The organism is Bradyrhizobium sp. (genome assembly GCF_004799445.1).
Taxonomy (GTDB): Bacteria; Pseudomonadota; Alphaproteobacteria; order Rhizobiales; family Xanthobacteraceae; genus Bradyrhizobium.
The window spans coordinates 1-14,914 of record NZ_SSNA01000073.1 but is presented as its reverse complement, the minus strand read 5'-3'; the positions used below and the strand labels follow the sequence as shown (position 1 = coordinate 14,914).

Annotated in this window: 17 protein-coding genes; 12 read left to right on the top strand and 5 right to left on the bottom strand. The window is 60.7% G+C overall.

The window, feature by feature from the left end:
- Positions 1-27: 27 nt before the first annotated feature.
- The 7 genes from E8A46_RS10110 to E8A46_RS10080 all read left to right on the top strand — a co-directional run bounded on the left by E8A46_RS10110 (position 28) and on the right by E8A46_RS10080 (position 6,534).
- On the top strand, positions 28-270 hold the full coding sequence (locus E8A46_RS10110; RefSeq protein WP_291560060.1) for a hypothetical protein: 243 nt from the start codon (positions 28-30) through the stop codon (positions 268-270).
- A 397-nt stretch (positions 271-667) separates the two neighbouring features.
- A complete protein-coding gene (locus E8A46_RS10105; RefSeq protein WP_291560058.1) occupies positions 668-2,377 on the top strand; it encodes an amidohydrolase in 1,710 nt (569 codons plus the stop codon).
- A gap of 68 nt (positions 2,378-2,445) precedes the next feature.
- Entirely contained in the window at positions 2,446-2,910 is a 465-nt protein-coding gene (locus E8A46_RS10100; RefSeq protein WP_291560056.1) for a hypothetical protein, read from the top strand.
- The gene (locus E8A46_RS10095; protein ID WP_291560054.1) at positions 2,907-3,227 is read left to right on the top strand and encodes a hypothetical protein; all 321 of its coding nucleotides are present in this window, start codon (positions 2,907-2,909) and stop codon (positions 3,225-3,227) included. Before E8A46_RS10100 ends, E8A46_RS10095 begins: the two co-directional genes overlap by 4 nt.
- A gap of 48 nt (positions 3,228-3,275) precedes the next feature.
- A complete protein-coding gene (locus E8A46_RS10090; protein WP_291560051.1) occupies positions 3,276-3,674 on the top strand; it encodes a hypothetical protein in 399 nt (132 codons plus the stop codon).
- Between the two features lie 167 nt (positions 3,675-3,841).
- Complete coding sequence (locus E8A46_RS10085) at positions 3,842-6,013, top strand: carboxypeptidase-like regulatory domain-containing protein (RefSeq protein WP_291560049.1); 2,172 nt, start codon at positions 3,842-3,844, stop codon at positions 6,011-6,013.
- A 59-nt stretch (positions 6,014-6,072) separates the two neighbouring features.
- Complete coding sequence (locus E8A46_RS10080) at positions 6,073-6,534, top strand: hypothetical protein (RefSeq protein ID WP_291560048.1); 462 nt, start codon at positions 6,073-6,075, stop codon at positions 6,532-6,534.
- A 129-nt stretch (positions 6,535-6,663) separates the two neighbouring features.
- On the opposite strand, the gene dksA is transcribed toward E8A46_RS10080, so the two are convergent.
- Both dksA and E8A46_RS10070 read right to left on the bottom strand, forming a co-directional pair.
- Positions 6,664-7,029 carry an RNA polymerase-binding protein DksA gene (gene dksA, locus E8A46_RS10075; protein WP_100382788.1) on the bottom strand — a complete coding sequence of 122 codons (366 nt, stop codon included), beginning with the start codon at positions 7,027-7,029 and terminating at the stop codon, positions 6,664-6,666.
- Between the two features lie 347 nt (positions 7,030-7,376).
- Positions 7,377-7,787 carry a flagellar assembly protein FliX gene (locus E8A46_RS10070; protein WP_291560040.1) on the bottom strand — a complete coding sequence of 137 codons (411 nt, stop codon included), beginning with the start codon at positions 7,785-7,787 and terminating at the stop codon, positions 7,377-7,379.
- 260 nt (positions 7,788-8,047) lie between these two features.
- Here E8A46_RS10070 and E8A46_RS10065 point away from each other — a divergent pair, with 260 nt between their 5' ends.
- The 5 genes from E8A46_RS10065 to E8A46_RS10045 all read left to right on the top strand — a co-directional run bounded on the left by E8A46_RS10065 (position 8,048) and on the right by E8A46_RS10045 (position 12,729).
- Positions 8,048-9,172: a flagellar basal body P-ring protein FlgI gene (locus E8A46_RS10065; protein WP_291560038.1), complete on the top strand. Its 1,125-nt coding sequence runs from the start codon at positions 8,048-8,050 to the stop codon at positions 9,170-9,172.
- Positions 9,172-9,558 carry a flagellar assembly peptidoglycan hydrolase FlgJ gene (gene flgJ, locus E8A46_RS10060; protein WP_291560036.1) on the top strand — a complete coding sequence of 129 codons (387 nt, stop codon included), beginning with the start codon at positions 9,172-9,174 and terminating at the stop codon, positions 9,556-9,558. The genes E8A46_RS10065 and flgJ overlap by 1 nt, the downstream gene beginning before the upstream one ends.
- Complete coding sequence (locus E8A46_RS10055; RefSeq protein ID WP_291560033.1) at positions 9,555-10,046, top strand: hypothetical protein; 492 nt, start codon at positions 9,555-9,557, stop codon at positions 10,044-10,046. Before flgJ ends, E8A46_RS10055 begins: the two co-directional genes overlap by 4 nt.
- A 70-nt stretch (positions 10,047-10,116) precedes the next feature.
- Positions 10,117-12,078, top strand: coding sequence for a tetratricopeptide repeat protein (locus tag E8A46_RS10050; RefSeq protein WP_291560031.1), 1,962 nt, complete (start codon positions 10,117-10,119; stop codon positions 12,076-12,078).
- Between the two features lie 285 nt (positions 12,079-12,363).
- The gene (locus E8A46_RS10045; protein ID WP_291560030.1) at positions 12,364-12,729 is read left to right on the top strand and encodes a hypothetical protein; all 366 of its coding nucleotides are present in this window, start codon (positions 12,364-12,366) and stop codon (positions 12,727-12,729) included.
- Positions 12,730-12,766: 37 nt separating this feature from the next.
- Here E8A46_RS10045 and flaF read toward each other — a convergent pair whose 3' ends face one another.
- The 3 genes from flaF to E8A46_RS10030 form a co-directional block, all read right to left on the bottom strand.
- Positions 12,767-13,132 carry a flagellar biosynthesis regulator FlaF gene (flaF, locus tag E8A46_RS10040; protein WP_291560028.1) on the bottom strand — a complete coding sequence of 122 codons (366 nt, stop codon included), beginning with the start codon at positions 13,130-13,132 and terminating at the stop codon, positions 12,767-12,769.
- 212 nt (positions 13,133-13,344) lie between these two features.
- Entirely contained in the window at positions 13,345-14,511 is a 1,167-nt protein-coding gene (locus E8A46_RS10035; RefSeq protein WP_291560025.1) for a flagellin, read from the bottom strand.
- A gap of 208 nt (positions 14,512-14,719) precedes the next feature.
- On the bottom strand, positions 14,720-14,914 hold a 195-nt coding region (locus E8A46_RS10030), incomplete at its 5' end, for a flagellin (RefSeq protein ID WP_291560022.1).

Sequence of the window (14,914 nt, the reverse complement as noted above, 5' to 3'; positions counted from 1 at the left end):
GGCCATCGTGGTAAAAGGCTGAAGGCAATGTCGACAAGGGGTAAGAGCGGGGGGGCGGCGCCATCGGGCGAGCCGCCGGATCACGGCAGCGATCCGAACTTGCGACCGGTCTCCGATGCCATGCTGGCGGTATTCCTCGCGGCGCTCGCGATCGCGCTCGTGCTCGGCTATCTCTTCCTGAACAAGCTGGTCGACATCTCGCGTCAGGAGGACTGCATGCTGTCGCGCAGCCGAAACTGCGCGGCGATCGAATTGCCGTCCGACCGCTAAAATTCCGCAGAACTTTCGCGCTCATGATCGATCATGTTCCGCTCTGGCGTTTGATCGGCGCCGTTCACGTTGGCACAGCGCTTCAGCAAGGGAAGTTACAAATCGGAAAGAGTGTGCTGGCCCCCGCGCCTTCGTCGCCGGATCGCGTTCCCCCGGGGATTGTCAAAGGGTGATCGCAGGCTTATTCAAAATACCGGAATTATCAGGGCTTTTTTGTTTCCGAAGATTTCCATGGCTTTTCGAAGTCGGATCAGGCCGCTCGGCGACCTTTCCGAAAAACTTGGGTTGGAGCGGAACTTGCCGAGGCGGCGTGACAGGTGCCGCGTGTCACCATCATGCTTATTCGCATTGGCACGTCAGGGGCCTGACACCACAGGCTCGATTCGGATTCTGCCGGATGATTTTCAGCAAGGGCCTGCGCCGCATCCCGGGTGTTCTCGTCGTGGTGGCACTCGGCCTCTGCGCACCGGCGTCGCTGTGGGCGAGCCCCGCCGACATCCTGCTTGTCAATGGCAGGATTGTAACCCTGGACGGGACTTCATCGATCAGCCAGGCGCTCGCCATCGAGGCTGATCGGATTACCGCGACCGGCAGCACGGAAGAGGTGCGAAAGCTCGCGGGCGCCACCACGAAAATCATCGATCTGGGTGGGCGCACCGTGATTCCGGGCCTGATCGATTCGCATATTCATTCAATTCGCGCCGGCTTCCGTTATGCGAGCGAGGTGCACTGGGACGGCGCCGCGAGCATTGCCGAGGCGCTGGAACGTCTGCGGTCGGCCGCGCTTCACGCCAAGCCCGGCGCATGGCTGATCGTCGCCGGCGGCTGGACACCGCGCCAGTTCACCGAGACTCGAAGGCCGACGGAGGCCGAGATTGCGACTGTGGCGTCCGGCCACCCGGTTTACCTCCAGCTTTTCTACGGCTACGTGCTGATCGATGCTGTGGGCCGCGAAATGCTTGGCATCAGATCCGAGGCGGATTTGCCACCCGCGACTAAGTTTGAGCGCGACGGCGATGGCAAAGCGACTGGCTGGATCGTCGGGGGAGGCGCCGCGATTACCTCACTCTATTCGCGCTTGCCCAAGCCTCGATTGGAAGAAGCGATCGATGGCACGCGTCATTTCCTGCGTGCATCGAGCCGGTTCGGACTCACCGGCGTGATCGACCCGGGCGGTCACAACCTTGCGCCGGAGGATTATGCGGCATTGTTCCGGCTATGGCGCGAGCACGCGCTACCGTTGCGCGTCGTCTACAGCATATTCGCGCCGCGCCCCGGAGCAGAGCTGGAGGACTTTCAGGCCTCCACACGATTCCTGCCGATGGGCACCGGCGACGATCTCTTGCGCTTCAACGGGATCGGCGAATGCGTCACTTGGGGCATGTATAACAACGAAACTCCCGATGATGCCGACAAGCAGGAGTTTTATCGGGTAGCGCTATGGGCCGCCACCCAGGGGATGACGCTGACCGTGCACTGGAACAATGATCGCTCGGTCCATCATCTGCTCGATGTCCTCGAACGGGTGAACCGCGAAGTGCCGATCGCAAAATTGCGCTGGTCCATTGCGCACCTGCATGACGCTTCCGATGCTTCCTTGCAACGCATGAAGGCGCTCGGCGTCGGATGGTTGATACAGGATGGGCTCTATTTTGCCGCTCCCTCCTACATCGCCGAGCGCGGTACCGCGCAGATGCGCCGAACGCCGCCCATCGTCTCGGCGCTCAAGCTCTCGCTCTCGCTCCCGCTTGGTGGTGGCACCGACGCCAACCGGGTGATGATCCCAGATCCCTTCGTATCCTTGCGCTGGATACTCGACGGCCGGACGGTCGATGGCATCGCTACGCGCGGGCCGGAAGAGATTCCAAGCCGCGAACAGGCGCTTCGCATCTACACCGAAGGCAGCGCCTGGTTTTCGCATGATGAAAATCGGCGTGGCCGGCTCGTTGCCGGCATGCTCGCGGATCTTGCTGTTCTGAGTGACGACTATTTCACCGTGCCGGTTCCTCGCATCGCACAAATTGAATCGTTCTTAACGATGGTCGGCGGCAAGATCGTCTACGCGGCGGGTCCCTTCTCTGCTCTCGATCCCGAGCGTAACCACTAGATCGCAGCCCCTTGCATGTTGCGGCGGGTTCATGGTCTCTATCGCCGCCGGGGCATGAAGGGGCGAATATGGCGACGTTTCTGGTTATCTTGCACGGCCTTCTCGCCGTCGTGCTGCTCGGCGGCATCACGCATCAGGCGGCGTCTGTCGCTTGGCCGTCACGAAGCGGGACAGGGGTCATCCGCTCGTTCCGCGCCGTCTCCGGTTCGCTCTACACCAACGCCAACATCGCGCTGTTCATTGCCACCGCAACTCTCGGCAGCATCATCTACCCTCTTTACCGGGTCTCGGTGCGGACCTATCTCGAAAATGCGCGCCTGAATTCGGCGGTCGGCTCCTTTGAGCTCAAGGAGCAGTTCATTGCCGTCGGTCTCGGGATGCTGCCGTTTTATTGGCTATTGTGGCGTCGGCCGCCGGAGGCCGGCGCAACGTTCGCGCGAATCGCCGTGACGTTGATGCTTGCTTTCATTGTTTGGTACGGCTTTCTCGTGGGTCACGTGCTCAACAACATCCGGGGCTTGTTCGGGCTATGAACACGGACAAGGTCTTCCCGATCTTTGCTGCGGCATTCGCCGTGATTTATGTGCTTGCCGTTCAATACAACTGGGCGCTGTTCACCTACCATCCGAAAACTGGAGAGTGGGGCTGGCTCGGCGAGCCGGCCAGAAACGGCCCACCGATGTATTGGTATGGCTGGCTCGTCACTTCGACATTTGGTGCGACCGCCGCAAGTTTGTTAAGCTGGCCAGTGGTGCGCCGCTGGCCAGCGCAGCTCTGGCTCGGCTGGTTGGTTCCGCTCGTGGTCATGCTCATCTTCGTCTACCTTTTCCGCGGCTTCTTTGTGCGTTGAACCGCCGACATCAGTAGGGTCGCGAGTTCTCGCGATAATGGAATTGATATGTTGCGATGGAATTCCGCTATCCCGTTCGTCATCCTCGTCGCCTTCGCGGCGATCGTCCTTGCATCCGGGAAATCCAACGCGGGAGAAGCATTGTCAGAACGTGACGAAGAACCCGGCCTGTCGTTCTTCGGCGAGGCCAAGGAGGTGGGAAGTCTGCGGTCAATTGAACACGTGCAGGTGAAAGCCGAGCTGGGGGCGCGGCGGATCATGGTGCAAACCAATATCGAAGGCCGCTTCAAGCTGCATCCGAATTTCGGCAAGGACGTCTTGCCCGACAGCATCACTGTTTCCTGCGCGAAGGAAGGCTACCAAACGATCGACGTTTCTCGACGCCGGATGTCAAGCGCAGCAGACGCACCGGTCGAGGTTGATTGTCTGCTGGAGCCAAAAAAATAGTGGTGGGAGCAGCCACATCGAGGGGGCGATAGCACCCCCCAGGCGCTGGAAGCCACGTTGACAGCAAGCCGCATTCATCGGATGCTATTTGAGACTACAAGACGTCATTTCACATTGTCGCAAAGCGCTGGAACACCAAAGTTCCGCAGTCGACGGGAGCGAAAAGCATGACCTTTCATCGCCATCGGCGCGCCGGTTTCGGCGCGCTCGTGATTGCCTCTTTCGTGATGGGTTTCTCTGGTCCCATCCATGCCCAGCAGAAGGCGGCACTGGCCGCCGACGCTATCGCTGGCAAGGTCACCGGCGCCCACGGGCCTGAGGCCGGCGTCTGGGTGATCGCTGAAACCACCGATCTTCCGACCAAATACGCCAAAATGGTCGTCACCAATGATCAGGGCCAGTTCGTGATTCCGCAGCTGCCCGCGGCAAAATACAAGATCTGGTCGCGCGGCTACGGATTGGTCGATTCCGACAAGCAGGACGTCGTCCCCGGCAAGACCATCGATCTCACGGCAAAGCCCGCGCCGAGTGCGGCGGCGGCCGCGGAATATTATCCGGGCATGTACTGGTATTCGATGCTCAAGATTCCCGCCGCCAGCGAGTTTCCCGGCTCGGACAAGAACCCGAACGGCATTCCGGCCGGCATGGATTCACAGGCCACCTGGATCGACAGCATCAAGAACTCCTGCCAGTCGTGTCACGCGCTCGGCAGCCAGAATATTCGCTCGCCCCACGTGGCCGAACTCGGCGAGTTCAAGAACTCAGAAGACATGTGGGAACGCCGCGTCCAATCCGGCCAGGCCATGAACAACATGGCGCTGACCCTGGGCCGCCTTGGGCCGAACCGCGCCTACAAGATGTTCGCGGACTGGACCGATCGGGTCGCAAAGGGCGAAATTCCCTTCGACAAGCCGGAGCGCCCGAAGGGCGTCGAGCGCAACGTCGTGATCACGTCATGGGAATGGGGCAAGCCCGGCATCTATCTGCATGATGAGGTTTCGACCGACAAGCGCAACCCGACGGTGAATGCCAACGGACTGATCTATGGGTCGCCGGAAGAAAGCTCGGATTTCGTGCCGGTGCTTGATCCCGTTCACAATACCACAAAGCTCATCAAGCATCCCTTTATCGACCCGCAGACACCGAGCGCCGCGGATGACCCGATGGCTCCGTCGGTGTTCTGGGGAGATAAGCCGATCTGGGATGGCCACACCAGCATCCACAATCCGATGATGGACGAGAAAGGCCGGGTCTGGTTCACGGCGAGGCTTCGCCGGGCGCCGAACCCCGCTAGCTGCAAGGAAGGATCGGATCTGCCGTCAGCCCAGGTGGCGCCGCTGAAGGAATCGGCCCGGCAAACTTCCTTCTACGATCCCAAGACGGAAAAGTGGACGCTGATCGATACCTGCTTCAACACGCATCATCTGGTCTTCGACAATAAGGGCACGCTTTGGTTCAGCCAGGGGCAGCCCTACAGCGGCGTGGTCGGGTGGCTCAACGTCAAGCAATTCGAAGCGACCAGCGACGCGATGAAGTCGCAGGGCTGGACGCCGACGGTGGTGAACGTCAGCGGCACCGGCAAGCGCGAGGCCTTCGTCAACGCCGATCAACCGACCGATCCCGCCAAGGACAAATGGGTGAAGGCCGCGTTCTACGGCGTCATGCCGAGCCCGAAGGGCGACGTGATCTGGGGTCAGGCGATGGGACCGGGTTTCTCGCGCATTGCGCAACCGGCCCTGCTGATCCGGATGATCCCGGGAAGCGACCCGACGAAGACCGCCGTCTCCGAAATTTTCCAGTCGCCTGAGGGTACGTTTGGTTCGCGCGGCGTGGACGTTGATTCGAACGGCGTGGCCTGGACGGTGCTCTCGAGCGGACATTTGGCGAGCTTTGATCGCTCCAAGTGCAAGGAACCGCTCTCGGGGCCGAATGCGGCGACCGGCAAGCAGTGCTTCGAAGGCTGGACTCTGTACCGGATGCCCGGACCCCAGTTCAAGGGGATCGACGACAAGGGCAGCGCCAACCACGGCTATTATATCTGGGTCGACGTCTACAACACGCTTGGACTCGGAAAGGACGTGCCGATCGCCATGGCCAATGGCAGCGAGTCTCTCCTCGCTTTGGTCGACGGCAAGTTCGTCGATATTCGGATCCCCTACCCGCTCGGCTTCTTCTCCAAGAACGCCGATGGCCGGATCGACGATCCGAATGGCGGCTGGAAGGGCCGTGCGCTGTGGACGACATCAGGCACGCGCGCCTACTTCCATAGCGAAGGCGGCAAGGACTCTCTGCCAAAAGTCTTCAAGGTGCAGATGCGTCCCGACCCGCTGGCTGACTGAGGCGTGAAGGAAGTCTGATAGCGTCTCCAAGGAGATCGCTCGCTTCGCTGCATTATCACATGCAGCGAAGACGGCCGGAGGAATGGGCTATATCCTACCGTCACACGCAGCCCGGATACTTTATCCTCGCGGTCTGCGTGGCGATCGGCGCGCTCGGCGCTGCAAATATCTGGCGCACGGGACCGATGCCGGTGATCCTCATGCTGATCACCCTCCTCCCCATTGCCGCGGTCTTCCACTCGCTGACCGTCGAAGTCGACGACACCGAGCTGCGCTGGTATTTCGGTCCGGGGTTCTGGACCTATCGGCTTGCGCGCGACGAAATCCGAAAGGTCGCGGTCGTGCGTAACCATTGGCGGAGCGGATTTGGCATCCGGATGCGGCCGGGATTCCGACTTTACAATGTGTCCGGCCTCGACGCCGTTGAGCTTCAGCTGAAATCCGGCGATATCCGCCGCATCGGCACCGATGATCCCAAAGGTCTTGCGGCTGCGCTCCAGTCGACGCCGCGCGGCGGCTAAAGCATGATCTGGAAAACTGGGAAACGGTTTTTCCCTCGCGACAAACGCAAAGCGTTTGCGTGGAGGTCATGCTTAATCCAAAATATCAGACTGGATCGTGATCCGATTCGGATCACGAGCTAATTTGCCCTACTCGTCGCGATAGACCTTCTCGCGCTTCTCGTGGCGCTCCTGCGCCTCCACCGAAAGGGTTGCGATCGGGCGAGCCTCCAGCCGCTTCAGCGAGATCGGCTCGCCGGTCTCCTCGCAATAGCCATAGGTGTTATCTTCGATGCGCTGCAGCGCGGCATCGATCTTGGAGATCAGCTTGCGCTGCCGGTCGCGGGCGCGCAGCTCGATCGCGCGGTCGGTCTCCGACGATGCGCGGTCGGCCAGGTCGGGATGATTGACGTTCTCCTCCTGAAGCGTCTGCAACGTGATTCGCGATTCCCGCAAAATCTCGTCCTTCCACGCCAGCAGCTTGGCGCGAAAATAGTCGCGCTGGCGATCGTTCATAAAAGGCTCTTTTTCGGAGGGTCGATAATTCTTCAACTTTTCCAAGGCCAGCCCATCTATGCGTGCAAGGCGGGCAGAAAAGGGTCAGCCCGCGCGCGCCTTATATAGCGGCATGTTGTGACAGACAATATCGCCCTCCGGAAAGACGAAAGCCCCCAAGGTCTTGCGGAGGCAACCCCGGCGCCCCGGCGACGGGCCTGCCCGGCGAATCGCCGACCCGTAAAACGCCTGTGGATATCGGCCGGACGCTCGATTTCGTCCGCGAACGCAACGGCCAGCTGCCGTCGGCGGCGGGTCAAACCCGGCCGGTCCCGCGCCGTTCGGTGGCCGGAGAATTGGTCCGAGCCTCAGAACTGGCCAGCCTTGGCCAGTTCGACTTCGACCCTCAACTCGATCTCGGACAAGACCGCATCGAGGCCCGGGTCGCCTGAAGAGGATTTCAGGCTGGCGGCAGCGGCGCGCAGCCGGCTGACCGTGGAAACGTCGAAATTGCCCGATAACAGGCCGATCTTGAGCTCATCCAGCACATCGAGCGCGCCTTTGCCGCGTTGCACTGAACGCTTGCGCCGCTCGACCGGATCCTCAACGCCCTGCATGGCCAGCAGCGCATCGATGCCCGCCGCGGCCTTGGGAGCCACGGCCGCGCGCGCGTCCGGGGTCGATGCCGCGTCGGGCAGCGCAAAGCCGCTCGAGCTGGTACGCCGGACGTTGCTCGGCTGAGACCCGAGAGTGGTGCCGTTCGGTCCGTAGATGCGCATCGTCAGTTCCCGCGAGTGTCATCCGCAGCATCGCCCTTGATGGTTAATGCAACGTAAAGGACCCGGCAAAATCTGCCGCCGGGAGGCAGTTTCGCCGCGCCGGCGAGGCCCTCAGGAGCGCCTGCAAAAACAATTTAATAAGCAATATCAATCAGTTAATTTCCAGAAAGGACATGGCACGGCGCTCGCATAGTTAATGGCGGATCGCGGTCATGGGAGTGATGCGCGGATCCAGCCAAGACCTCAGCGGGGAGCAGAGGATGCCAAGCGTCCATCCGGGAAACGTGTTTCAGCTGGCCTGTGCCGCGCTGGTGGCGCTGGCGCTATCCGCTGTTCCTGCGGGCGCAACGTCGCGGATCAAGGATCTCGCCAATATCGAAGGCGTGCGCCAGAACCAGCTGATCGGCTACGGTCTCGTGGTCGGCCTCAACGGCACCGGCGACACCCTCAACAACATTCCCTTCACCAAGCAATCGCTGCAGGCGATGCTCGAGCGTATGGGCGTCAACATCCGCGGCGCCACCATCCGCACCGGCAATGTCGCCGCCGTGATGGTCACCGGCAACCTGCCCCCGTTCGGCACCCAGGGCACCCGCATGGACGTCACGGTTTCGGCGCTGGGCGATTCGAAGAATCTGCAAGGCGGCACCCTGCTCGTGACCCCGCTGCTCGGCGCCGACGGCAACGTCTACGCGGTGGCGCAGGGCTCGGTCGCGATCGGCGGGTTCCAGGCCGAAGGCGCCGCCGCCAGCATCACCCGCGGCGTGCCGACCGTCGGCCGCATCGCCAATGGCGCCATCATCGAACGCGAGATCGAGTTCGCGCTCAACCGCCTTCCGAATGTGCGGCTGGCTTTGCGCAATGCCGACTTCACCACCGCAAAGCGCGTCGCCGCCGCGATCAACGACTTTCTCGGCACCAAGACCGCAGAACCGATCGATCCCTCGACCGTGCAGCTTACCATTCCACCGGAATTCAAGGGCAACGTCGTCGCCTTCCTGACCGAGATCGAGCAATTGCAGGTCGAGCCGGACCTCGCCGCCAAGATCATCATCGACGAGCGTTCCGGCATCATCGTGATGGGCCGCGACGTCCGCGTCGCCACCGTCGCCGTCGCGCAAGGCAACCTCACCGTTTCGATCTCCGAGAGCCCGCAGGTAAGTCAGCCCAATCCGCTGTCCCGCGGACGAACCGTGGTGACACCACGCTCCAGGGTTTCGGTTTCCGAAGACGGCAAGAAATTCGCGCTGGTCAAGGACGGCGTATCGCTGCAGCAGCTTGTCGACGGGCTCAACGGGCTCGGCATCGGCCCGCGCGACCTGATCGGCATTCTGCAGGCGATCAAGGCTGCGGGCGCGATCGAAGCCGATATCGAGGTGATGTGATGCAATCAGGTCTGGCCAGCAATATCCACAGCGGCGCGCTTGCCAAGGCGCCGATCCCCTCCATCAACGGCCGGCCGGACTACGACCTCGCCGCGGCCCTGACCAAGGTCTCGCCGCAGGCACAGGCCAAGGCCAAGGCATCGGCACAGGATTTCGAGGCGATGTTTCTCAATTCGATGTTCTCGCAGATGACCAGCGGCCTCAAGGGTGAAGGCCCGTTCGGCAGTACAACCGGCACCGGCGTGTGGCGCTCGATGCTGACCGAACAATATTCGAAGTCGTTCGCGAAAGCCGGCGGCGTCGGAATCTCGAACGACGTGTATCGCACGCTGATTCTGCAGCAGGCCAGCCGCGGCGGCCAGACCACCCAGGGAAAACAGGCATGAGCCAGCATCCGCAACGACAGCCGGCGGCCGCGCCGAAGCTGATCGCATCGACGCCCGCCGAGGCGCGCAAGCTTGCCGAGACCCTGATGGATGTCATGAGCGCCCTGCTCGGCGTCATCGAGCGGGAAACCGAGCTGGTTCGCGCCGGCAAAATTCGCGAGGCGATGGCTTTCGAGCCGAAGAAGGCGGAGTTGTCTCGCCACTATGTTCACGCGGTCGCGCATCTCAAAGCCAGCCAGAAATACCTGGCCCAAGCGGCGCCGGAGCTTCTGACCACGCTGCATCGTCATCATGACGTGTTTCGCGCCATGCTGCAAATCAACCTCACCGTGCTCGCAACAGCGCACGCAGTATCCGAAAGCATCGTGCGCGGCGTCAACACCGAAATTCAGCGCCGCAATATTCCCAACACCTACTCATCGGCCGGGCAGCGCGTGACGCCGGGGCCGCGGCACATGACGCCGCTCGCGCTCAGCCGCTCGCTCTGACGGCCCGTGAACTCATAGATCCGCGGCCTGGCCGGACGTCCGGCGGCGATTCTGGAGCAAGCAAACCACGATGAAGCGTCAACAGCGCCGCACCGCCGCAGAGGCCGGCAAGTCGTCAGACCGATCGCCTGCGATCCTCCTCGAATTCGGGCTGCGACACCTGCAGTCGGGGCAGTTTTCCGAAGCCGAACAATGCTGTCGTGAAATCCTGGCGGACGATCCCGATCATGCGGAATCGTTGCATTTGCTCGGACTGATCTCCGCCGAGACGAACCGATGCGATCAAGCGATAGAGTATTTCGCTCAGGCTATCAGGAAAAACCCGAATAACGCAGATTACTTTTCAAATCTTGGAACGGTGCTGCGACGCCAGGACAGATTTGAGGAAGCGCTCAAGAGTTTCGATCTGGCGCTTTCACTAAAGCCAGACTCCGCCGCTACATGGATCAAACTTGGCTATGTCCTGCAGAGGCAGGAACGTTTCGAGGAAGCGCTTCTTGCCTATGATCACGCGTTGAAAATCAACCCTCCTCAAATCGAGACAAAAAATCTAAGCCAGGCAGATGCATTTTACAAAAGCGGGGTCTGCTTCCGACACCTGATGAGACTCGAAGAGGCCTGTATTAGCTTCGGCAAGGCGCTAGCGATTTACCCCGATCACTTCGATGCCCTGAATGACCGCGGCCGAACGCTGCTTGATATGTGGCGAGCCGACGAGGCCTTGACGGATTTTCGCAAGGCGATCGCGCTCGACCCCAATTCTGTCGCCACCCTCAACAACTGCGGCATCGCCCTCATTTTGCTGAGGCGATATGAAGAGGCCCTGACGATCCTTGATCGCGCGCTTTCAATCACCCCCGAGATGGTGGAAATATTCAACAACAAGGGTAACGCATTGAAGGATCTCGGGCGCCTCGATGAAGCGCTCGCGAACTATGATCGTGCGATCGCGCTCAAACCTGACTACGTTGAGGCCCACAGCAATCGCGGAAATTGCCTGGATGAAATGGGCCGATATCGCGAAGCATTGTCGAGCTACGAAGACGCCCTGGCGTTGCAGCCCCACCATGCCGATTCACACTGGAACAGCGCCGTTAATCGCCTTCGCGCCGGCGACCTCAAGACCGGCTGGGTCGAATATGAGTGGCGATGGAAGATGAGATCGTTTCAGGTCAAACATTGGCACTTTAAGCAGCCGCTGTGGATTGGCGCTGAGCCAATTGATGGCAAGGTTCTGCTGCTTCACAATGAGCAGGGTCTCGGTGACGCACTTCAGTTTTGCCGATACGTTCCGCTTATGGCGGCGCGTGGCGCCCGCGTTGTTTTGGAAATCGACGGGCCGCTGAAAGAACTTCTTTCCGGACTAACCGGCGTCTCGCACTGTATCTCCAAGGGAGAGACGCCCCCTGACTTCGACTTCCATTGCCCCTTGACCAGTCTGCCGCTCGCCTTTGACACGACACTCGACACGATTCCCTCAGCGGTGCCTTATATTTCAGTCGGCGCACATGCCACCGACTGGGGAGCGCGGCTTGATTCACACCTGCCGCGGATAGGGCTCGTTTGGTCAGGAAATCCAGTCCACAATAACGATCGCAACCGGTCTGTGCCGCTAAGATCCCTGCTTCCGCTGCTCGACGTTGAAGCGCAGTTCGTCAGTCTTCAGAAAGACATTCGTTCCAGCGATGAAGTCGTTCTTCGGGAAAGAAGCGATATTCTTCACCTTGGACCCGAACTTCAAAGCTTTGTTGACACAGCGGCATTGATCGAACATCTCGACCTTGTGATCTCGGTCGACACCAGCGTCGCCCACCTCGCCGGGGCCCTTGCTCGTCCGGTCTGGATTTTTCTGCCGTACGTTCCTGATTGGCGCTGGCTACTCGATCGTGAAGACTCGCCCTGGTATCCAACGGCTCGCCTTTTCAGACAGAGCCAGACACGTGAATGGCATTCCGTCGTTGACGAAATGCGCCGGGCGCTGACGAAATTTGTCACGGCAGTGCAACCTCGGCGGTGCGGTGCTAGATCATGATCCGATCAGATTGAATCGGATCGTGTTCTCATCTCCTGCTTGAGCGTGATCTCCGCGCAAACGCGTTCGCGTTTGTCGCGAGGGAACATCGCTGCCCACTTTTCCGGATCATGCGGCTACCGGCTTCCGTGGCGCTTGCTGCGATATGAACATTTTTAACCAAATTTTCGCGCCCATCTCAGCGGAATGTTCAGCGCGTTCCCTAATAGAGCGTTGAGATGTGTAATTCATAATTGCCGACGGAGAGGGGTTGGGATTTGTCTCGAGGGAAGCCAGGAGGCTGCCATGAGTACGGATTTCAGCATCAAGCCGGTGGGGGCGTCGGTTGCCACGCTTATTGTGCCGCCGGTGAGCATTGCGGCCAATAACGCCGTCGCGACGCAACTGCCGCCAAGCCAAAGCGTCACGGTCCCCGACGCCAGCACAGGCGTCCGCAACGATTCGCAGGGCTCAAGCGATTTCGTGTCGCGTCAGGCGTTCTTCGACAGCGCCGCGGCGTCGGTCGTCTTTCAGGTCGTCGACGGCAGGACCGATCAGGTGGTGCAGCAATTCCCGGACGAAGCGGTGCTGCGGCGCCGCGCCTATTTTCACACCCTCGACCTGACCAAGGACGCGCCCACGCGCCTTCTCGCCACCGATCGCAAGGCCTGAGGTCACAGCCCCGAGCAGCGCGCCAATGGCGCAAGCTTCAGGCCTGACCCGCCAGGCCGGCCGCGATATTGCAATTGATTTCGATCAGCGATTTCAGCTTTGACGGATGCGGATCCATCTGCATCTCGACCGTCTGCTTCATGACGAACACGCCGATATTGGCGATGTTCCGACGAACCTCGATCGACTGCGGATTGTCGTTGGACTCGGCAGCGCTCATGAAGATCGACCACAGCCGGCGGTTGAAGAGCAACGCTTTGTGCATGTTTTTGTCAGGACCGGCCCAGTTCGTCTGGACGTCCCGCAACTGTTTTGCCGCCTTCAGCAGCGCCTGCGCCTCGATTTCCCTGGGAGTTGCCGTCGTTTGCGAAGTGCGAGCATAGGCATTAGCGGCATGAGACATCTATAACCTCGAAGGAACTCTTACGCGGGGTACGCAGGCGTGGAGCTGCCCAACTTTTGTACGTGGTGGCCTTTAAAATAGGGTTAGCGGGGGTTTCCCTATTTGTCCGGATAATGGCAAACCTCGCTCATTATTGGCCGACACAGCGCTGCGGAGCCCAAAAAAACGGCGAGGTTTCCCCCGCCGCCTTATTTCTTCTCTTGCTGGTGGGCTTAGCGCAGCAGTTGCAGCACGCTCTGCTGGGACTGGTTGGACAGGGCCAGCGCGGACACCGCGATCGACTGGCGTGTCGACAGGGCCTGGCTGTTGGCCGCTTCCTCGTTGGTGTCCGCCAGCGTCAGGTTGGCCGAGCCGGTCTGCAACACGTTGATCAGGTTCTTGGCGAAGTTCTGGCGGATCTGCACGATCGACAGGTTGGAACCGAGCGCCGAGGCTTCCGACCGCAACTGGTCTGAAGCGGCGGTCACCTTGGCAATCACCGCGTTGGCCGAGCTGTTGTCCCGGAAATCGGTACCCGGGGTCAGCGTAGAAAGGCCGAGGCCGGCCGCATCATAAGTGACGCCGGAGACGGTAAGTGTGGACTTGCCGGTTTCGTTGAAGGTCAGCTTCAGATCGTCGCCATTCAGCAGGTTGATGCCGTTGAACGAAGCGTCCTGCGACGTCGTCGTGATCTGCGTGATGATATTGTTGTACTGGGTTACCAGGCTGGCACGCGTCGCCTGTGAGTTCGGATCGGGGGTCGGCGCGACAGGAGCTGCGAACGTCGCGGTACCGGCAGCCCCAAGGGTAATCGCACCGATCGTGGACGAAGCCACGTCGTTGGTGGTGGTGAGGACGAGATCGTTGGAGCTGTCGAGGCTGGCGGTGAGGTTGTTGGCCGCCAAAGCGGTGTTCAGCTGAGCGAGGGATGTGGTGGCGCCGAAGGTGAAGCTGGTCGCCGTGCCGCCACCGGTAGCGGCGATGGTGAGAGTCTCGCCGCTCTTGATAGCGGCGCCGTCAACCAGATTGGCCGAGGTCGAGCCGACAGGCAGGGCTGCCGCAGTAGTAGCCGTCGACTTCTGCGTATAGCCCGTGGTCGTCTGCAGCACCTGGTTGGCGATCGACTTGGCGGTATCGACCAGCTGCTGCAGCGAGGTCAGGCCGGTGTTGGCAGCCTGCAAGACCTGCACGCCGTTGCCGATGCCGTCGAGCAGATTGTTGATGTCGCTGGCGCGGTTATCGAGGCCCTGCGCGGTGAAGAAATTGGTCGGATTGTCGAGCGCGGTGTTGACCTTTTTGCCGCTGGCCAGACGATTCTGGGTGCTGGAGAGAAGCTCCGCCGTATTTTGCAGCGAGAGCAGGTTCTGGCGAACCGCTGCCGAAAGAACAATACCGGACATGTGACAAGCCTTCCGTGGTTTTTACCTCCGGAGGTTCTACCGAGCTTCCTTTAAATTATGGTTAACGCCGGTTTAAGTTGTTTGGTTAACGCTTCGTTACTCGAGGCTCGCCTGCAAGGTCGGCACGGGGCCACGCTTGATCGCGGTTCCCCAAACGAAAAAGCGGCGGGGTTTCCCCCGCCGCCTTGCTTGATAGTCTTTCGAAAAATCAGCGCAGGAGCTGAAGCACGCTCTGCTGCGACTGGTTGGCGAGCGCGAGCGCGGAGACCGCGATCGACTGGCGGGTCGACAGCGCCTGGCTGTTGGCCGCTTCCTGGTTGGTGTCGGCCAGGGTCAGGTTGGACGAACCGGTCTGCAGCACGTTGATCAGGTTCTTGTTGAAGTCCTGACGGATCTGCACGAC